Source organism: Candidatus Dormiibacterota bacterium (assembly GCA_035544955.1).
Classification (GTDB): Bacteria; Chloroflexota; Dormibacteria; order CF-121; family CF-121; genus CF-13.
Window position 1 is genome coordinate 80,443 of the sequence record DASZZN010000012.1, and the last position, 20,390, is coordinate 100,832.

General features: G+C 65.3%; 15 protein-coding genes and 1 tRNA gene. 13 read left to right on the forward strand and 3 right to left on the reverse strand.

From position 1 onward, the window contains the following. The 4 genes from VHK65_04435 to VHK65_04450 all read left to right on the forward strand — a co-directional run bounded on the left by VHK65_04435 (position 1) and on the right by VHK65_04450 (position 7,799). The gene (locus VHK65_04435) at positions 1-3,705 is read left to right on the forward strand and encodes a glycogen/starch synthase (protein HVS05397.1); all 3,705 of its coding nucleotides are present in this window, start codon (positions 1-3) and stop codon (positions 3,703-3,705) included. 167 nt (positions 3,706-3,872) lie between these two features. Further along, positions 3,873-5,729, forward strand: a complete 1,857-nt coding sequence (locus VHK65_04440; protein HVS05398.1) for a peptide ABC transporter substrate-binding protein — start codon at positions 3,873-3,875, stop codon at positions 5,727-5,729. Between the two features lie 110 nt (positions 5,730-5,839). Next, positions 5,840-6,847: an ABC transporter permease gene (locus VHK65_04445; protein ID HVS05399.1), complete on the forward strand. Its 1,008-nt coding sequence runs from the start codon at positions 5,840-5,842 to the stop codon at positions 6,845-6,847. Then, on the forward strand, positions 6,840-7,799 hold the full coding sequence (locus VHK65_04450; GenBank protein ID HVS05400.1) for an ABC transporter permease: 960 nt from the start codon (positions 6,840-6,842) through the stop codon (positions 7,797-7,799). Before VHK65_04445 ends, VHK65_04450 begins: the two co-directional genes overlap by 8 nt. Positions 7,800-7,835: 36 nt before the next feature. Here VHK65_04450 and VHK65_04455 read toward each other — a convergent pair whose 3' ends face one another. Next, complete coding sequence (locus tag VHK65_04455) at positions 7,836-8,900, reverse strand: oligopeptide/dipeptide ABC transporter ATP-binding protein (GenBank protein HVS05401.1); 1,065 nt, start codon at positions 8,898-8,900, stop codon at positions 7,836-7,838. A 7-nt stretch (positions 8,901-8,907) separates the two neighbouring features. After that, a complete protein-coding gene (locus VHK65_04460) occupies positions 8,908-9,969 on the reverse strand; it encodes an ABC transporter ATP-binding protein (protein HVS05402.1) in 1,062 nt (353 codons plus the stop codon). A gap of 231 nt (positions 9,970-10,200) precedes the next feature. Between VHK65_04460 and VHK65_04465 the strand changes: the two genes are divergently transcribed. The 9 genes from VHK65_04465 (at position 10,201) to VHK65_04505 (ending at position 18,398) form a co-directional block, all read left to right on the forward strand. Next, complete coding sequence (locus tag VHK65_04465) at positions 10,201-11,451, forward strand: MFS transporter (GenBank protein ID HVS05403.1); 1,251 nt, start codon at positions 10,201-10,203, stop codon at positions 11,449-11,451. Further along, a complete protein-coding gene (locus tag VHK65_04470) occupies positions 11,448-12,629 on the forward strand; it encodes an amidohydrolase family protein (GenBank protein ID HVS05404.1) in 1,182 nt (393 codons plus the stop codon). The genes VHK65_04465 and VHK65_04470 overlap by 4 nt, the downstream gene beginning before the upstream one ends. A 108-nt stretch (positions 12,630-12,737) precedes the next feature. Beyond that, the gene (galT, locus tag VHK65_04475; GenBank protein HVS05405.1) at positions 12,738-13,766 is read left to right on the forward strand and encodes a galactose-1-phosphate uridylyltransferase; all 1,029 of its coding nucleotides are present in this window, start codon (positions 12,738-12,740) and stop codon (positions 13,764-13,766) included. Further along, positions 13,763-16,288 (forward strand): sugar phosphate nucleotidyltransferase, encoded by a 2,526-nt coding sequence (locus VHK65_04480; GenBank protein HVS05406.1) that lies wholly within the window; start codon positions 13,763-13,765, stop codon positions 16,286-16,288. Before galT ends, VHK65_04480 begins: the two co-directional genes overlap by 4 nt. Positions 16,289-16,294: 6 nt before the next feature. After that, the gene (locus VHK65_04485; GenBank protein HVS05407.1) at positions 16,295-16,804 is read left to right on the forward strand and encodes a hypothetical protein; all 510 of its coding nucleotides are present in this window, start codon (positions 16,295-16,297) and stop codon (positions 16,802-16,804) included. Next, a tRNA-Gly gene (locus VHK65_04490) sits at positions 16,795-16,867 on the forward strand. The genes VHK65_04485 and VHK65_04490 overlap by 10 nt, the downstream gene beginning before the upstream one ends. 367 nt (positions 16,868-17,234) lie before the next feature. Then, positions 17,235-17,471 (forward strand): hypothetical protein, encoded by a 237-nt coding sequence (locus VHK65_04495; GenBank protein HVS05408.1) that lies wholly within the window; start codon positions 17,235-17,237, stop codon positions 17,469-17,471. A 211-nt stretch (positions 17,472-17,682) separates the two neighbouring features. Beyond that, entirely contained in the window at positions 17,683-17,817 is a 135-nt protein-coding gene (locus tag VHK65_04500; GenBank protein ID HVS05409.1) for a hypothetical protein, read from the forward strand. Positions 17,818-17,948: 131 nt separating this feature from the next. Beyond that, on the forward strand, positions 17,949-18,398 hold the full coding sequence (locus VHK65_04505; protein ID HVS05410.1) for a hypothetical protein: 450 nt from the start codon (positions 17,949-17,951) through the stop codon (positions 18,396-18,398). A 274-nt stretch (positions 18,399-18,672) separates the two neighbouring features. Here VHK65_04505 and VHK65_04510 read toward each other — a convergent pair whose 3' ends face one another. Then, on the reverse strand, positions 18,673-19,665 hold the full coding sequence (locus VHK65_04510; GenBank protein ID HVS05411.1) for a replication-relaxation family protein: 993 nt from the start codon (positions 19,663-19,665) through the stop codon (positions 18,673-18,675). Positions 19,666-20,390: the final 725 nt, after the last annotated feature.

Genomic DNA, 20,390 nt, shown 5'->3' on the forward strand with positions numbered 1-20,390 from the left:
GTGACGCGCCCCCTGCATGTGGCCTTCGTCTGGCACATGCACCAGCCTTATTACAGGGATGACCTGACCAACAGTTTCCTGCTGCCATGGGTCCGGCTGCGCGCCGCAAAGGACTACTACAAGATGCCGGCCCTGCTCGACGATTACCCGGCCATCAAGCAGACCTTCAACCTGGTGCCGGCACTGGTGAAGCAGCTCCAGGATTACGTCGACGGTGGGTCCCAGGACGTCTACCTGGACCTCGCCCGCCGTCCGGTCGCGACGCTCAGCGGCGACGAGCGCGCCTTTATCGCGCGATGGATGACCGAGTCGAGCCAGATCCGGCGCGTCCGTCAGTATCCGCGCTACCTGGAACTCGTGCGCAAGCGGGAGCAGGCCTGGTCGCGCGCGTCCAACGACGGCATGGCGACGCTCTTCTCCGACGAGGAGCTGCGCGATCTACTCGTGTGGTTCAACCTTTCATGGATCGGCCCCGAGGTGATGGAGCACGACCCGGAGATTGCCGAACTCGTCCGCAAGGGGCGGTTCTTTTCTGACGCCGACGTCGAGCCCGTGCTGCGGGTCCAGTTGGCACTGCTCGGCAAGGTGCTGCCCAAGTATCGCGAGCTGCAGGAGCGCGGGCAGGCGGAGCTGATCACCAGCCCCTACTACCATCCCATCCTGCCGCTGATCGCGGACCTTGGCATTGCGCGCGTGGCACGACCCGACCTGGCGATGCCGCGGCGGCCGTTCAAGCATCTCGACGACGCGGCCGAGCAGCTGCGCCTCGGCATCGAGACGCATACGCAGTGCTTCGGCCGCCGGCCGCGCGGGCTGTGGCCACCGGAAGCCGCCATCTCCGATGACGCCGTGCGGTTGGCGGCCGATCACGCACTCGAATGGATGCTCAGTGACGAGGGCGTCCTCTCGCGGTCACTCCCGAGCCCGATCACGCGAGATGCGCAGGGGCAGGTGACACAGGCCGGCCTGCTCTACCAGCCCTACCGCGTGCAGGGCAACGGGCCGCCGATTCATCTCCTCTTCCGCGACTCGCGGCTCTCGAACGCGATTGGCTTCGAGTGCCAGAACTCGCCCGCCGAGCAGGCGGCCGGGGACCTCGTCGACCGGCTTCGCGCCATCCAACAGCAGCAGGAGGACACGCCGTTCCTGGCGGTGATTGCCCTGGACGGCGAAAACTGCTGGGATTCGTATGAGGCCAACGGCAACCCCTTCCTCAATTCGCTCTACAGCCGCCTGATGCAGGAGCCTCAGCTGAAAGCGGTGACGGTTTCGGAATTTCTCGGGGCCTTTCCCGCCGACGGCTCGCTGTCCCGCATTCATCCCGGCTCCTGGATCAACGCGAACTTCGATACCTGGGTCGGCGACGAGGAACACAACGTGGCCTGGGACCTGCTGGCCGAGGCGCGGGATTTTCTCAGCGAGCGTGAACGACAGGCGGATGAGCCTGAGTCGCTCGCGTCGGCGCGCCGCGAGGCGCTGATCGCCGAGGGCAGCGACTGGTTCTGGTGGTTTGGCCGATCGCACGATTCGGGGATGGACCAGATCTGGGATAGCCTTTTCAGGCTCCATCTCCGCAACATCTATATGTCGCTGCGGCGGCCGCCCCCCGCCAACCTCTATAGGCCGATCGCCAGGGACGCCGGGGGATCAGCCTCCAAGCGGCCCGATCGCAAGATCACGCCCAAGCTCAACGGCCAGGTGGATGAGGCGGAGTGGGAGGCGGGCGGATACGTGGACGTCAGCGCGCTCTTCGGCGCGATGCACCCCCCGAAGGGCGCCGTGCGGCGGATCTGGTTCGGTCACGACGATCACAACCTTTACTTGCGATTCGATTTTCTCCCCGCCGATCGGCCGCGGCCGGTTGAGCTCGAGATCTTCTTCTCGGGCAGTCCGACGCAGCGCAGTGACGGCAACCTCGGTTTCGACCCCGCGTTCCGCTTGACGGCGCGGCCCAGCGGTTCAGACGTGGAGTTGGAGTTGCGGGCGGTGCCGCCTGATGCGCACTCGGCGCAGCCGCGCTGGGCGGGCCGTACCACCGGTGGTGAGGCGGTCGCGTTTGCCGTGCCCTTCGACGCGCTCGGGCACGACCCCGGCGAGACGGTCGAAATGGTGGCGGTCGCCCACGAGGGCGGCAAGGCCGTGGAACAGCTGCCTCCCTCCGGCTCGATCCCGGTGCGGGTGCCGGGCGACGTCTTTTCTGGACGCCACCAGCAACCACTGAAGATCTTGCTGGTCGCGGCCGAGGTCGCACCCTTTGCCAAGGTGGGCGGCCTGGCCGATGTGGCCGGCGCGCTGCCCAAGGCGCTCAAGGCGATGGGTCACGACGTCCGCGTCGTCATGCCTCGCTACGGCAGCATCGACGTCGAGAAGTACGGATTACGACGCATCGTCAGCAATCTCGGGGTCCCGCTGGCGCACCAACCGGTCAATGCGGACGTCCTCGAGGGACGGATCGCCGGCGAGGTGCCGATCTACTTCATCGAGAACCAGCAATTCTTTGGGCGCGACGGCATGTACGGCTTCTGGGACGACGACGCGCGTTTCATTTATTTCAGCCGGGCGGCGCTCGAGATGCTGCGGCCGCTGGACTTCCGCCCCGACGTGATCCACGTCAATGACTGGCACACGGCGGTGATTCCCAACATGCTGGCGCGGCTCTACGGCGCTGATCCCTTCTACGCCGACATCGCCACGGTGCTCACCATTCACAATCTCGCCTTCCAGGGCGTCTTCGGTTACGGCGCGCTGCAGCTGGCGGACCTGGAGCAATGGGGCCTGATCAAGCCCGGTATGCCCGGACTCGACGACATCGTCAACCTCCTCGGCCGCGGGCTCTATTTCTCCGACGTCGTCAACACCGTCAGCAATCGTTATGCGGAAGAGATCCTGACGCCCGAGTACGGCGAAAAGATGGACCCGCTGCTGAGCGTCTTTCGCAGCAAGCTGCACGGGATCATCAATGGCATCGACTACGACGTCTTCAACCCCTCGACGGACGCGTCGCTGGCCACCCTCTACGACATCGGCAGCATCGAAAAGAAGGTTGAGAACAAGCTCGCGCTGCAGAAGGAAGTCGGTCTCCCGCAGGACCCGGCGATCCCGGTGATCGGCCTGATCTCTCGGCTGTACGACCAGAAAGGCCTCGACCTGATCGCCAACATCATGTGGGGGCTGATGCGGCTGAACCTGCAGCTCGTCGTGCTCGGTGCCGGCGATGCCCGATACGAGGAGATGTTCCGGGCCAACGCCCGCGACAACCCGCGGAAGGTCTCCGCCACGATCGGGTTCAAACCGGTGCTGGCACAGCATATTTACGCCGGCTCGGATATGTTCCTGATGCCGTCGCGGTTCGAGCCGTGCGGCCTCGGCCAGCTGATCAGTCTTCGCTACGGGACCATCCCCATCGTGCGCGCCACCGGCGGCCTGGCCGACACCATCGACGACTGGGACCCGGTGCGGCAGACGGGCAACGGCTTCGTCTTCACCGCCTACGACCACTGGGACCTGTTCGCCCAGGTCGTCCGGTCGCTGGAAACTTTCCGTCAGCGGTCGCTCTGGCGGCGGCTGCAAGCCAATGCCATGTCGACGGACGTCAGCTGGGCCAACTCCGCGGAAAAATACGTGGGTCTTTACCGGGCGGCGATGGGAAATCACGCCGATTCACGGGAGTATTCCGCGGCTGCCGCTGACCCCAACAGCTGGTAAGAACGGGGCTCCGCCGGCACCAGAAAAGGCCGTTGGTCTAATAGAGGTTAATATTTGGGGCCTTTTCTTTACGAAGTGACACCGGTTGATGCATGATTACGGCGATTCGGCGCTAGCAAGCAACGCTGGACCACTCATCTTTGCCTGGAAGGGAGGTAATCGCGTATATGGATCAATCTATCGGCAAGTTGCGATGGTTGCGCGCTTCGACGCTCATCGCTGGGGTCGCTGTTCTTGTTTCCGCCTGCGGTAGCTCGACCAGTGGGACTCCGACGAAGGAGACACTGGCGTCGAGCTACAACCCCGTCAACGGCACCAAGGGAGGGCAGCTGATCTTCTCGGATTGGGAGCCCGTCCAAGACCTGAACGTGATCGCGAGCTCGGCCCAGACCACGCTGCAGGTGGCCGCCGGGCCCATCTGGTCGATGTTGTGGGGGTTCGATTCGCAGAACAAGCCGATCCCCGACCTCGTCACTGACGTGCCGACCACCGACAACGGCATGGTCAAGAAGATCGACGCGACCCACATGGACATCACGATCAAGCTGAAGTCTGGCTTGAAGTGGTCGGACGGCTCGCCGCTGACGAGCGCCGACGTCAAGTTCACCGTCGACGCGTATTGCAACCCGGATGTCGGCGCATCGAGCCAGCTGGGCTACGACCACATCGCGTCGCAGGAGATCAAGGACGCCCAGACCGTGATCTGGCACCTCGGCCCCAACAAGGCTGGTACCTGCGGATTGGCGGCTGACATACCCAGCGGCGTCTACTCGCCGTACATCGCTACCTTCGCCACAACCTATGTTGTGCCCCAGGCGGCGCTGTCGAGCATCCAGCCCAAGAACTGGGCGACCTCCGACTACTTCACGAAGAAGCCGACCCCGACCAGCGGTCCCTACATGGTCCAGGACTTCGCGCCGGGACCCGCGGCGATCGTCACGCTGGTTCCGAACCCGAACTACGCGGCGGGACGGAGTGGGGCCAAGTTCTTCGGCCACGCACCCTTTCTGAACAAGCTGACCTACAAGATCTACGGCGACAAGTCCTCGCAGATCGCGGGGATCAAGGCGGGCGACACCGACCTGGGCCTCGACCTGATCGCCAAGGACCTCCCCTCGCTGCAGGGGTGGACCGGCGGCAAGTCGGTTTACGCGAACGGGTTGCTCAACGAGGGGATCTACTTCAACCTCGGGAACAACGAGATCGGCTGCAAGGCGCAACAGTACGCTGCAACCTGCGGCAAGGCGACCCCGTGGAAGGATGACAAGCTGGTTCGCCAGGCGATCTGGCTCGCCTCCGACCTGACCGCGATGAACACGCAGCTCGTGGGCGGCATCGGCAAGCCCATGAACACGTTCCTTCCGTCGACGCTGTCACCCTTCTACGACACGAGCGTTGCGGCCTTCACCCGCAACGTGAGCAAGGCGAACTCGCTGCTCGACCAGGACGGGTGGACCAAGGCGGCTGACGGCACCCGCAGCAAGAGCGGCGTCAAGCTGGCCTGGACGCTGAGCACCACCTCCGGCAACCCGCAGCGGGCGGCCGAGGAAGAGCTCCTGATCAGCAACTGGAAGGAGATCGGCGCGACGGTGACGACCAAGAACTGGCCCGCCGGCCAATTCTTCGACAGCTGGACGGGCGGTGGGGTCAACGCCACGGGCCAGTACGACATGTCGCTCTATGCCAACAGCTTCGCGCCGGATCCGGACTCCTGGGCGTCGCTGGCCCTTCCGAGTCAGATCCCCACCGCGGCGAACCCCTCTGGGGCGAACTGGGACCGGATGAACGATCCCAAGCTGACCGACCTCTTGACCCAGGGCGAGAACACGATCGACGTCAATGCGCGCGTCGCGCTCTACAAGCAAGCACAGACCGAGTGGGCCGACTACGTTGGCTACTTCGGGCTCTACGAGCGGCCTGACGTCTTCGGCGTTGGCAACAACTTCGGCAACTTCTTCCCGACGGCGAATACCTGCGTTTCGACCTGCAACGCCCCAGACTGGTTCCGGAAGGGGGCGTCCTAGCCGACTGACTTCGACCCGAAGGTTGAGAGCGGCCACCGGGCCGCTCTCAACCCGATCTCCTCCCAGGCGCCGTCGGCGAGAGTAGAATCCAGCAAGGGTAGGAAGGCCACATGATTGGGTTTATCGGGCGCCGCATCCTTCAGTCGATCCCGACCCTCATCCTGATCTCGTTACTCCTCTTCTTCGGGATGCAGGCGGTGCCGGGTGGCCCCCTGTCGGCCTTCGCCTTCCGCCCGGGGATGAGCAACGCCGCCCGGCAGGCCATCGTCCACCAGTGGGGCCTCGACCAACCCGTCTACATTCAGTACGTGCAATGGGTGAAGTCGATGGTGACCGGCAACTGGCAGTTCTCGTTCTTCATGCACCGCTCCGTTCGTGAGGTGATCTTTCAGCGGCTGCCGGCGACTGCGATCTTGATGGTGACGGCCTACGTGATCCAGCAGCTTATCGCGCTGCCCGCCGGGATCATCGCGGCGTTACGGCGCTATTCGTTCTTCGATCAGGCGGTGACCTTCTTCTCCTACGTCGGCTACTCGATGCCCACGTTCTGGCTGGGGCTCATGCTGCTGCTGATCTTCGCCGTCATGATTCCCATCCTCCCGGTCGCCGGCATCATCGACATCCGCGCCGCGGGGGCGCCCTTCCTGACGGCTGATTACAACGCCTGGTTCGGGCAGCACCCAATCGCCGGCATCCTGGACATCTTGAGCCATATCGTGCTGCCCGCAACCACGATCGCCATCGTTGGCATTGCCGGGGACTCGCGCTTCATGCGCTCGTCGATGCTCGACGCGATCCACCAGGACTACGTCCGGACCGCCCGGGCCAAAGGGTTGAGCGAGCGCGTCGTGGTTCTCAAACACGCTCTGCGCAATGCGTTGCTCCCGGTTGTGACCAACATCGGGATTGAGCTGCCACTCCTCTTCTCGGGCGCGGTGGTCACCGAGGCCATTTTCAGCTGGCCCGGGATGGGCCAGTTATTCTTCCAGGCACTGGAGGCGTTCGACTACCCCCTCTTGATGGGCATCCTGTCGGTTTCTGCCGTCCTGATCATTCTGTTCAACCTGCTGGCCGACATCGCCTACGCGTACATCGACCCGAGAATCTCCTATGCTTGACAGCCGCCAGCTCGCCGGCGAGACGCTGATCCCGGTCGGGACGGGCGCAGGCGTGGAAGACGTCGACTCGGTCGGCGTCAGGCAGTTCAGTTTCCGGGAGCTGACCGCCCGGCGGTTCATGAACCATCCCACCGCGAAATGGGCGCTGCTCGCGCTCGGCATCCTGGTCGTGTTGTGCTATGGTGCGCCGCTCTGGCATCTGTTGTTTCCCAACTACATCCAGGCCCCCGACCAGTTCTCGTTGCTCGACGCCGGCACCGGTCCCTCGCTGAAGCACCTGATGGGAACCGATTCCTACAACGGCCACGACATCTTCAGCCTGGTGCTCTACGGCGGTCGGTTTTCGATCTTCATCGGCATCGGGTCGATGGTGATTGCCGTGATCATCGGCGTCGGCTGGGGGGCGACGGCCGGCTACTTCGGCCATGCCCTGGACGCCGTCCTGATGCGCATCACCGATGTCTTCCTGACCGTCCCGGCCCTGCTGCTGGTGCCGCTGGCCGCCAGGGTCTTCGGGGAAGCCTCACCCTGGAAGATCGCACTGATCTTCGGACTGCTGAGCTGGCCCTCGATCTCGCGCATCGTGCGAAGCATGTTTCTCTCGTTGCGCGAGATGCAGTTCGCGGAGGCGGCCCGGGCCCTGGGCGTCCCCAACAGCCGAATCATCTTCCGTCATCTCCTTCCGAACGCGGTGGGGCCGATCGTGGTGGCCTTCACCCTGGGGATCGCCAATAACATCGTGCTCGAGGCGTTCGTCAGCTTCCTCGGGTTTGGCATCCAGCCGCCCAACTACTCCTGGGGTTCGACGCTGGCCGGCGCGCAGGGCGTGCTGGTGCAGGGCAACTGGTGGTGGATCACGTTCCCCGGCCTGGCGGTCGTCGCGACCGTGCTCTGCATCAACTTCATCGGCGACGGCCTGCGCGACGCGCTCGATCCGAAGATCATCCGCTAGCGCGGGACGGCGTCGCTCCGGTCCTGAGCGGGTGGTCTACGCCGTTTCGCCGGCGAAGTGGCAGGCCGCGAAGTGACCGCTCCGCCATTCCTTGAGCGGCGGCTCCTCTTCGGCGCAGATCCCGTTCTGGGTCCCCTTGGCCCGAGCCAGCGGGCAGCGGGTCCGAAAGTGGCATCCCGAGGGCGGGTTGTACGGACTTGGCACATCCCCGGTGAGCTTGATCCGTTCGCGCCGGTGGCCCGGATCCGGGTTGGGAATCGCCGACAGCAGCGACTGGGTGTAGGGATGCAGTGGTCGATCGTAGAGTTCCTGGGAGGCCGCTAGTTCCACGATCTTGCCCAGGTACATCACCGCGATCCGATCGCTGATATAGGCGACGACCGCCAGGTTGTGGGCGACGAAGATGTAGGTCAGATTGAACTCGCGTCTCAGCTCGACCATCAGGTTGAGAACCTGCGACTGGATCGAGACGTCGAGGGCCGAGACCGGTTCGTCGGCGACGATCATTTTCGGGTTGAGGGCGAGGGCCCGCGCAATGCCGATACGCTGCCGCTGGCCGCCCGAGAACTCATGCGGGTAACGGTTCAGGTACTCGGGCCGGAGCCCGACCTTCATCAGCACCTCACGGACGATATTCTCGCGCCGTCGACGCCGGCGGACGCCATGCACGAGCAGGCCTTCACCGACGATGTCGCCGATCGACATCCTGGGGTTCAGCGAGCCGATCGGGTCCTGGAAGATCATCTGCAGGTCCGCGCGCACCTTCTTCATGGGGCGCCTCGAGATCTTCGTGATGTCCTTGCCCTCGAACTCGATCGTCCCGGCGGTGGGCTCGATCAGCCGCAGGATCGTCCGGCCCAGCGTGGACTTGCCGCACCCCGACTCGCCTACCAACCCGAGCGTCTCGCCCTGCTTGACCGCCAGGTCGACACCGTCGACAGCCTTGATGTGGCCGATGGTGCGCTGCAGCAAGCCGCGGCGGACAGGAAAGTAGGTGCACAACCCGCGCACACGCAGCAAGGGCGCGGCGCCCCCAGCCACGAGCACGGGACGAAGTGTGCTCTCACCAGGCTTCAGGGTCGGGGCGCCGGCTGCTTCCATGAGCGAATCAGGCCTCGGCCGTCGACCCGCTGGTCCGGCCCGCATCGGACCGCGCAGCAGACGACTTGCTCGGCATCGCCTCGATCACGGTCGAGACTTTTCGCCGGCCCGACTCGACCAGCCAGCAGGCTGCCCTCTGGTCACCCAGTTCGAACAGCGGCGGCTGCTTGGCGCACTTGTCGAAGCGGTAGTCGCAGCGTGGGGCAAACCGGCAACCGGCCGGCCACCGTAGCGGATTGGGAACCGTCCCGCGAATGACCGCAAGCTTGGCGTCCTGGCTCATCCCCAGTCGGGGGATGGATTTCATCAACCCCTCGGTGTAGGGCATCTGCGGCGACTCGAACAGCGTCTGGACGTTTGTCTGCTCGACGATCTGCCCGGCGTACATGACGGCTACGTCTTTGCACATCTCGGCCACGACGCCCAGGTCGTGGGTGATCAGGAGAATCGAGGTCTTGAGGCGGGCCTGCAGGTCCCGCATCAGGTCGAGGATCTGCGCCTGGATGGTGACGTCAAGCGCCGTCGTGGGCTCGTCCGCGATCAGCAGCTTGGGGTCGCAGGACAGCGCCATCGCGATCATGACGCGTTGCCGCATGCCACCGGACATGTGGTGCGGGTAGTCTTTGACCCGGCGCTCGGGGGAGGGAATCCGGACCAGGTCGAGCATCTCGATGGCCCGTTTCCAGGAATCAGCGCGGGAGAGCTTCATGTGCAGCTGCACGGCCTCCGCGATCTGGTCGCCCACCGTGTAGACCGGGTTGAGGGACGTCATGGGCTCCTGGAAGATCATCGCGATGTCGGAGCCGCGGATCTTGCGCATGTCGTCCATCTCCAGCTCGGTGAGGTCCTTGCCCTCGAAGATGACGCGCCCGCCCGCGATCTCGCCGGGGTAGTCGAGCAGTCGCATGATGCTCAGGGCCGTCACGCTCTTGCCGCAGCCTGACTCACCGACCAGCCCCATGGTCTCGCCCTGCGGAATCGAAAACGAGATGCCGTCGACCGCCCGCACGATACCGTCCCCGGTGCGGAAGTGGGTTTCGAGATTGACGACGCGAAGCAGGTCAGCCATGGGCGCGCCCCTGTCCCCGGCGCGGAGCGGCTTCATGGCTGCGCAGCGAAGCGGCTCCACGGTCGGGCGAGTGCTGGCTTAGGGGGGAGGCGTCGATAGAAGCGGACACCCTGAGATCGATCCGAGTTTATCAGCCCCGGTGACAAACCGTCATCTGGGCGAGTTCGGGACGTCTTCCGGCCGGGCGGGGTACGGGAGCCGGCCGAACCGGGTCAACGCGATAATCAACCGATGCTGAAGGGTAAGCTCTGGCGGCACCGGGACTTCCTCAAACTTTGGACCGGCGAAACGGTCAGCCAGTTCGGAAGCCAGGTGACGTTCCTGGCCGTTCCCACCGTGGCGATCCTGATCCTGCACGCGGGCCCCTTCCAGGTTGGGGTACTGTCGGCACTCGAGTTCCTGGCCTTTCCCACCCTGGGCCTGGTCGCCGGCGTCTACGCCGATCGGCTTCGGCGCCGCCCGATCATGATCGCCTGCGACTTCGGCCGCATGGTGGCCATCGGGTCGATCCCCGCCGCCTACCTGCTCAACCTCCTGACGCTGGAACAGCTCTACATCGTCGCGCTCGTGACCGGCGTCTGCACGGTCTTCTTCGACGTCTCCTACCAGTCTTACCTCCCCGCGCTGGTGGACCGTCCAAACTTGCTCGAGGGCAACACGAAGCTCGAGATCAGCCGCTCCACCGCGCAGGTCGCGGGGCCGGCCGTCGCCGGTTTCCTGATCCAGTGGATCGGGGGCGCGAGGGCGGTTGCCGTCGATGCGCTGTCGTTTCTCCTTTCCGCGCTGGCTCTGATCGCGATCAAAACGCCCGAGCCCCAGCCGAAGCCGAGCACGGCGAGTGGGGCGATCGGCTTCATTCCCGAAGTGAAGGAGGGGCTCGAGGTGGTGTTCAAGAACCCGCTCTTGTGGCGGATCGCCGGTTGCACCGCGACAACGAACCTCGGCTCGAACATTATCTTCGGCGCCGTCTTCCTGGTGTTTGCCTATCGCCGGCTGCACCTATCCGCCGCCGAGGTTGGCATCGTCTTCGCCGTGGGCAGCGTCGGGGGCTTGATCGGCGCATTCCTGGCCGCCTGGGTCGCTCGCAGGCTGGGCATCGGGCCCACCCTGGGAGGGTCGATCGCTGTGGGCGGACTCGCCCTGCTGGCGACCCCGGTCGCTCTCGTCGCCCCGCCGGTGCCGGTGCTCGCGGCGCTTGGCTTTCTCGAGGGTCTGACCGGCCCGATCTACAACATCAGCCAGGTGAGCCTGCGACAGGCGATCACCCCGGACCGGGTCCAGGGGCGCATGAACGCCACGATGCGAACCATCGTCTGGGGCACGATCCCGATCGGGGCGTTCGTCGGCGGGATCCTGGGAACCTCGATCGGCCTCGTGCAGACGATTGTGCTCGGCGGCATCCTGTCGCTGTTGGCCGCGCTCTGGATCTTCCTTGGTCCGGTGATCCGGCTCAAGGAGCAGCCGGCGCCGGTAACGGCATGACCTCACGCCTGCTGATTCGTGACGCGTGCCTGGCCGATGGCCACTCGGCAACCCTGGAGGTCGGCGTCAGCCTCCTGGTCGAGAACGGCCGGATTGCGTGGCTGTCGCCCGAGGAGTCGGATCCCGGCGATGCCGAGCTGCTCGACGGCGGCGGCGCCACGATCGTGCCGGCCTTCGTGGATGCCCACAGTCACCTGACGATGCCCGGGGGCAGCCATTGGATCGAGCGCGGCTCGGACCCGCCCGAGCTCTTGCGCGAGACGGCGCGACGGAACGCGGATCGCCTGGTGCAGGCCGGCATCCTGTGGGCCCGCGACGTCGGCTCGCCGGCCGGCCTCGACGGCCGGGCGGTCAGTCTAGAGGTTCGCCAGGAGATGGCGGGGCAGGCCGGAACGCCGTATATCCGGGTCGCCGGGACCTGGATCGCGACCGACGGCTATCTGCCGATGACCGTGCCCGTCAAGGACGGCGACGGGCTGCGGGCGGCGGCGCTCGCGCAGCTCGACTCGGGAACCGACTTCGTCAAGATCATGCTCGACCCGCCGGACCGCTCCGACCGCTGTCCATTCACGGCGGATGACGTTCGCAAGGCGTGCAAGGCCGTGCACAGCCGAGGCCGGAAGATCACTGCCCACGCCACCATCCTCGACGGCGCGCGTGTCGGCGCCGAGGCCGGCGTGGATTCGATCGAGCACGGCATGGAGCTCGATGATGCGACCGCGGCCACCATGCGGGCGAACAACGTCGCGCTCGTCTCCACGCTCTCGGTCCTCGCGAGCTGGGCCACCTTCGCGCGGACGACCCGCATCGAGCGCTTCACCAGCGACGAGAGCAAGCGCCGGCTCGCGGCAAGGCGCGAAGGGGCGTTTGCGGCCATCAAGGCCGCGCACCGGGCCGGGGTCCGCATCGCGGCCGGCTCGGATTTCGGCGGCGGCTCCGTGCGCGCGGGCCACCTCGCCTGGGAGGTCGAGCAGCTGGTCGAGGCGGGGCTCGAGCCGCACGAGGCATTGGCCGCGGTGACCTGGCGAGGCGGCGAGCTGCTGGGTGTCGACCATGCGGGCCGGCTCCGGCCCGGTGATCCCGCCGACCTCGTCCTGGTGCATGGCGATCCCCTCAGCGATCCGCGCGCGCTCTGGCGGGTGTGGGCCGTCTTCAAGGGTGGCGAGCGGGTCGCGTAGCGGACGTCTCGGCGCACGGAAGGCCGGCTTCAGGACGTTCTCAGAGGCGACCGTCGATAATGAAAACAGTCTCGGGTTTTCGGCGTTGTTTCCTCAGGAGCGTGCGGGTTGCCCCAAATACGGCAGGACTTGATCACAGGGCGGTGGGTGGCCGTCGCGACGGAACGCGCCCGCCGCCCGGATTCGTTCACGCAGGCAGCCAAGGAATCGGTCCCCGCCCGTGACGTCTGCCCCTTCTGTCCGGGGCACGAGTCGATGACGCCGCCCGAGGTCCTTGCCTATCGCGCTCCAGGGCTGCCGGCGAACGGCGAGGGCTGGTCGGTTCGTGTGGTGCCAAACCTCTACGCCGCCTTCCGGCCCGAAGCGGACGGGCAGGAGCACCGTGATGGCCGCTTCTGGCAGCGCGATGCCATTGGCGCCTGCGAGGTGCTGATCAGCAGCCCGGATCACCGCGTGCCCACCGCGATGCTGCCGCGGCGACAGGTGGAGGAGATCGTCCAGTCGTACGTCGACCGCTACCAGGAACACGCGCGCAACCCAGGGCTCGAGCACGCCTTGATCCTCTACAATCACGGCCGTCCGGCGGGCGCCTCGCTCGAGCACCCGCACTCGCAGCTCTACGCGATCGGGCTGCAGCCGCCGAGCGTCGACGTCGAGCTGGACGGCGCGCGCCGCTTCCACGAGGCGAACGCCGCGTGCGTCTTCTGCCGCACTCTTGATGATGAGCGACGCGCCGGGACGCGCGTCGTCTTCGAGAACGAGGGCTTCCTTGTCTTTGCGCCTTACGCGGCGCGGACGCCCTTCGAGACCTGGATCATGCCGCGCCGGCACGTGGCGTCATTCGGCGACCTCGACCTGACCACGGAGAAGCCGGCGTTCGCGGAGGCGCTGCAACTCACCCTCAAGGCCCTGCAGGAGGGCCTCAATGACCCGCCCTTCAACTACTTCATCCACAGTGCGCCGTTCAAGGCCGATGCCTCCGACGCCTATCACTGGCACCTGGAGCTGATCCCGAAACTCAGCACCGCGGCCGGCTTCGAGCTGGGCACCGGGATGTGGATCAACGTCGTCAAGCCCGAGGAGTCGGCAGCGTTCTTGCGAGATCGGATCGGCAAGACGGTGGGGCAGGTCGCATGAAGGCCGTCGTGATGGCCGGTGGCGAGGGCTCGCGGCTCCGGCCGCTAACCAGTGGGATCCCCAAGCCGCTCGTGCCGGTGGTCGGCAAGCCGGTGATGGAGCACATCCTGCGGCTGTTGCGCACCCACGGCATCACCGACGTGGTGGTCACCTTGCAATATCTCGGGTCCGCGATCCGCGATTACTTCGGAGACGGCTCAGACTTCGGCGTCGACATCACCTATGTCGTGGAAGACAGTCCACTGGGGACCGCCGGCAGCGTCAAGAATGCGCAGGAGTTTCTCGACGAGCCGTTCATCGTGATCAGCGGCGACGCGCTGACCGACATCGACCTGGGTGAGGTGATGCGCTACCACAAGGAAAAGGGCGCGGCGGCGACCATCGTGCTGACCTCGGTGGCGAACCCGCTGGAGTTCGGCGTGGTCATCACCAACCCGGACGGAACCATCAAGCGCTTCCTCGAGAAACCCTCCTGGGGCGAGGTCTTCTCCGACCAGGTCAATACCGGGATCTACGTGATCGAGCCCAAGGTCCTCGACCTGCTGCCGCCGGCGACAGTCGTCGACTGGAGCAGCGACGTCTTCCCCAAGATGCTGGCCAACGCCATGCCCCTCTACGGGTTCCTGGCGCCCCGCTACTGGTGTGACATCGGCAACATCCAGACGTATTACCAGGCGAACTGGGATGCGCTCGAGGGACGGGTCGACGTCGAGATCCCCGGCGAGCGTCGCTACGGCAACGTCTGGATCGGTGAGAACGTCGAGATCGGCTACGACGTCAAGATCAACGGCCCGGCCTACATCGGTAACGACTGCAAGCTCAAGGCAGGCGTCTTCATCAATGGGCCGGTCTGCGTCGGGAATTTCTCGGTGATCGACGAGAACACGAAGGTGAGTAACTCCGTCGTCTGGACCTATTCCTACTTGGGTGAGAACTCGCGGTTACGCCAGGCGATTGTCTGCCGCCACGTCACCATCAAAAACAGCTGCCTGCTCGAGGAAGGGGCCGTGATCGGCGACGACGTCGTGGTCGGTGAGGGGTCGACGATCGATGCCGGGGTCAAGATCTGGCCCGACAAGGAGATCGAGCCCGGCTCGACCGTGCACGAGAGCATCATCTGGGCCGGCCACTACAAGCGCGGACTCTTCAGCTCCTACGGGCTCGTCGGGCTGGTGAACATCGAGCTCACGCCGGAGTACTGCGCCCGCCTGGGCGCGTCCTTCGCCGCCCTCTTTCCCAAGGGTGCCGCGATCGCCGCCGCCCGTGACGGCCAGCGCCCCTCACGCATGATCAAGCGCGCCATGGTGGCAGGCATGATATCGTCGGGCGCCTCGATCATCGACCTGAGCGAGCTGCCTATCCCGGTAATCCAGTACTACGCGCGCGACCATCGGATCGCCGGAGCCGTCCATATCCAGATGTCGCCGCTCGACAGCCGGTCGGCCGACATCCGGATGTTCGACGCCAACGGCGTGGTGCTCGACAAGAAAGCGGAGCGCAAGTTGGAAAACGTGTTTTTCCGCGAGGATATCCGACGGGTGCATTTCTATGAGATGGGAGACATTACCTACCCGCCGGACGCCATCGATTCGTACATCGACGGCTTGATCGGATTGATCGACGTCGAGGCAGTGCGGCAGGGGCACTTCAAAGTGCTGGTCGACTTCGACCACGGGAGTGCGTCGCTTGTGCTGCCCCGTCTGTTCAAGGAGTTGAACATCGAGGCGATTCCGCTCAACGCCGGGTTCGATGAGACCTATCAGTCCAAGACCAACGAGGCCTTCGACGAGGCGCGCCGGCAGTCGGCGCTGATTACCCGGACGCTCGGCTGCAATCTTGGTGCCTACATCGACTACGGGTCGGAGCGCATCTTCCTCATCGATGAGCAGGGCGGGTTGATCGACCATCACGGGGCGCTGGGTGTGCTCGCCACGCTGGCGCTGAAATCCAAGCCGGGAGTTCTCGTGGCCCCGGCGACCGTTCCCCAGACGATTGCCGCCCTCGTGCGTCAGCTGGCGGGTTCACACTTCGTGCCGGGTAAGGGTGAGCCGTCGGCGCTGCTGCGGGCGGCGCAACAGCACCAGGCGAGGCTCGCGTCCGACGCGAATGGCGGGTATGCCTTCCCGGACCATCTGTTGGGATTCGATGCGATCTTCACGCTCATCAAGCTGCTGGAGTTGCTGGCCACGGATCGGCGGCCGGTGTCGGCGATCCGTCAGGAGATCCCACACGCGGCCTACGAGCATCGCCTCGAAACGGTGCCCTGGGACGCCAAGGGCCGTGTGATGCGGACCATGGTGGAACTGCACCGGGACGAGCCGGTCGACCTGGCCGATGGCATCAAGGTCTTCGTCGACGGCGGATGGGTGCTGGTGCTGCCGGATCCCGACATGCCCCGCTACCACATCATCGTCAGCATGGACGATTCAGAGAAGGCGAGGGCGCTGGCCGATCGATACAGCGCGCTGGTTAAGACCGCCGTCGGCGGCGGTGACGTAGGCAGTGCGGCGGCGGCTCGCTAGGAAACGGTGCCGGCTCCTCCGACGGTGCGTCGCCAGTCCGCGCGGCGCGAGCGGCGATTCGTCCGAACGGCCGGATTTTTTCGAGCGCTGCCCCCGCGGGTCGAGGCGGCGCTCCCCGTCCAGATGAGGGGAGTTCGCCATCGCGCGCGCTCGAGCCAGGCGCAGTGGTTCTTCGATGACCCGCGACTGCACTTCGAAGCCTGGTGGCACGCGAACAACGGCCGGCTCGAGTTGGGGCTTCATCTGGAAGCCGAGCCGGCGATCAACGACCGGATCGCGAACGGTCTGGCTGGGCAGCTGCTGATGATCAAGGCCCGGTTGGGCCAGCAGCTCGACCTGGAGCCGTGGGATCGCGGCTGGGTGCGCCTGTACGAAACCTATGCGATCGAGGTTTTCGACGCCGCCCAGATCAAGCGGACCGCCTCGCGGATGGCGGAGCTGATCTCGGTCATCTGGCCGATGTGCCAGGAGATTCGAAAGGGCGATGCTAAAATCCGGCTTGCCGAGCGGGAGTAGCTCAGCTGGTAGAGCGCGACCTTCCCAAGGTCGATGTCGCGAGTTCGAGTCTCGTCTCCCGCTCTCTGGAACCAATCGTGGTGAGGAGCTCCTCGAAGTAGGGAGCCCAGCCGGGACGAGGGCGGATCCCGGCGATCCGCCGGTCCCGGACCTGAATTTCCGAAAGGATGCTGGCTACCAGCCGGCCTCGCTGCGAAAGGTCGGCGTCCGTCCAGGCGGCCATCAGGTCGGTGAGTCGGGCCGAGAACTGTCGGATGGTGGGCACCTCCGGCTGCGCCTTGAGCTGGGCCAGCTGCGCTTCGATCACGGTGACGCTGTCCCGAAACTCGCTTTCCGAAATCAGCCCCATCTCGAACACCAGCGCGGTTCGTTTGCGTCGGCCCTCGAGCTCCTTGGCGGTGCGTCGTTCGTCCCATTCGCGCGGCAGTGTTTGGCGCTGACGCATGCCGCGCTCGACCAGTGCCTGCGCCGCGTCCTCCAGGCGCTCGTCTGGATGGCACTTGGCAAGCCAGCCCGCCAGTTCGGCCTCCAGCGCGTCCGCGCGGGCCAGCGGGGCCTTGCAGCTGGCGTAGCGGTGGCGATCCGAGCAGACGTAGTAGCGGATCGCATGGCCCGAGTCGCCATGGCTGGTGCCGCGCATGGAAGCGCCGCACTCGACACAGCGTAGCAACCACGACAGCGGGAAGCGCGAGCCCAGTTTGCGAGACCGCACGCCGGCGATCTTTGCCGGCCGGTGTCGCGTCCTGATCTCCTGGCAGCGCTGCCAGACCTCGCGAGAAACAATCGCCGGCAGGTCGCCAGCCATCGGTGATTGGTCCTCACCGCGGAGACGCGCCTGCCGGCCGATGTCACGCGGCACCGGCAAGAGCCCGGCGTAGGTGGGTCGCTTCAGGATCTCCTTCAGCACGTCGTTGGACCATAAGACCGCCGGCGCCTTCGCGTTGCCGCCCTTGGAGCAGATGGGCTTGATCGCCTGGCTGTTCAGCCAGATGGCGAGCGTGCGGAAGGAGTAGGCGCCGGTGGCATAGCGTTCGAAGATCAGCCGAATCGTGGGGGCAACGGCCTCGTCGACGACGACCGTGCGCTCGGCACTCCGGACGTAGCCAGCCGGTAGCGAGCCCAGCAGTCGGCCCTGGCTGCGAAGGTGACCGAGCATGTCGCCCACGCGTTGCGAGGTCTGTTCGCGCTCCAGTTGGGCAAGCACCGCCAGGATGCCGAGGAAGGCGCGTCCCATCGGGGTTGCGGTCTCGATCGGCTCGGTGGCGGAGACGAAGCCAACCCCGACGTCGTCGAAGCGCTGCAGCGTGTCGTAGAGGTCACGCACCGACCGCGAGAGCCGGCTGACGCTGTAGCAGGCGACCAGCGCCACGTCGCCCTGGCGCAGGCGCGCCAGCATCCGTTGGAAGTCGGGCCGCTTGGTGCTCTTGCCAGAAAGGTCGAGGTCCTGAAAGGCCTCCACCGTCAAGCCTGCCAGCGCTGGCAGCGCTTTGCAGCGGTCGAGTTGTGCCGCCGGGCTAATCTGATGGGCGTTCTCGTCGTACTTCGAGACGCGGACGTAGACAAGGGCGGTGCTTCGGGTGCGATCGCGTGCTGAAGGCGATGCGAGCGAACGACTCATGTCAGGACGGCATCATCACGCGTTGCTTCTGACGCGTCAAGACTTTTCATCGCCTTCGACCGCTGCATGGTTCCGGTGACTTCAGCCTGAGCGGGAGACCTGACTTCCCGCTCGACCGGAGATGCGCCACGCAAGAGCCGGCACTGACGCGATAGTTCAATCTCCACGAGGACCTCAAGGGTTTCGATCACGTCAGGAGGGAACTCGGAGATCCCTGTGGCCGGGGGGCCGAAGTCCGACCCCTGCCGAATCAGAGCACCTCGCCGCCGCCCGGCCGGCGTTCCCACCACCCGGGCGTGCCGATGCAGTCGCTGATCGTCCTTTCCGACTTCTCGTAGGGCGGCAGCTCCGTTAGCCGCCGCCGCGGCATCGTCACAACCTCCCTGCGCGGTGGCGGCGGCCATCCATGCTCTGCCTCCACCTCCTCGGCCGCGCACCAGAGTCGACCCAGTGGACCCTCAACCTCCAGGCGCTCGACGCTGGAGGTCCAGAATCGGCAGGAATCCTCATCGAGCTCGTCCTGGATGATCGGACGCAGGGCCTCTTCTCGAGAGGCTCGAGAAAGCACAAAGAGGACGTGAACCCGATCGGCATCGCGCAGGTCCTTGAAGTAGCGCACCGAAGTCCGCACCTTGTGTCGAAGGCGGCTCATCGAGGCCGCGCCCCGGTCCCACTCCAGGTCGAACCGGATGATCCGACCGCCAACCAGGTACCAGCCAGCCCCGTCGGGCGTGGCCACCGGTCGTCGGTTTTCCTTGGCGAAGAGCCGGCGATCAGCGCGACAGGTTTCCTCGCCCACCCAGCGGAGCAGCCCCTCCCGCATGCCGAGCCGGCTGGCGAGCACCAGGTCGATGAAGTAGCCGTTGGCCTCGAGGTCGTGGACCACATGCCAGCAGTGGTCGCGCGCATCCTTGGCCCGGTGGACGTAGGGCCATGGCGCCTCACCGTGGAGGTCGGCGAGGAGCTGGGCGCCCCGAGGCGTGATCAGAACGAGCGACGGGCGGCGGGTCACGCCGGGGGATTCGAACATCTTCCAGCGGTAGACAAGACCGTGGTGCCTGAGGTACTGCAGCCGCAGCTGGGTGGATCGAATGCTGGGGAAGAAGATCTGATGGATCTGGAGGGTGGTGAGGTAGCGGTAGTCGTAGAGGGATTGGAGGATAGCGCGGTCTCGCTGGGTGAGGGACAAGAGAAGTTGAGTCGTCTGCTCCTGGGTGAGAGGAGTGGTGGTGTGCTTGGGCATCGAGCGAAGAATGAAAGGACGAGTGGGAATAGGAGTCCGTCCCGGTGTGAACGCGGAAGAGGGCTGAACTCGCGGCTGAATACTCAGCGACCTCCTTTCACCCTTCGCTCCCTGAAACGAAGACCTGGGAAGCGAAGGGACAGAAGCGTCGGCCGAAACGAAGTCCCGACGGTCATCGATTGAACCCACGTCGTCATCGAGCCCAGGCTGTTGTTGAGGACTCGGCTCGCTGTCGCGGAGGTAACGCATCACGGCTGCCCGCCAGCCCTGGTCGGCCCTGGCTGCGTATCGTGTCCTGAGCCGTCGTCCGAATCCATCTATTGCTTAAAGAGTGGGCCCGGCGTCGGACTCACCTATCCCGTAAAGAGCGGCGGCGTTTCATGTATCCGTCAAAAGCCGGTCTCGCGGTCGTTTCGGCGCTCTACTTCTAAAAGAGCCGGTTTTGAGACACGTTTTGTTAAATCCACTCTTTAAAGGGCCTTTTCAGTGGGCGATTTGGACGTGGGCATGTCGCTACCCCTATAGGGCGGGTTCTCGGCCACCTTTTGGGACATCCACCTCAACCTTGACAGTCTCTTGCTATTAAAGAGTGAGTTTTCGGCCCGTTCGTTTCGTGCCATAGAGCGGGAGTATCGTTGACTAGTCGTTAGATATGCGAATAGGAGCTCTAGTCGCGGCCAGTCCGTCAACTCGCCGGATTCACTCCAGCGGCATTCCACCCGAGT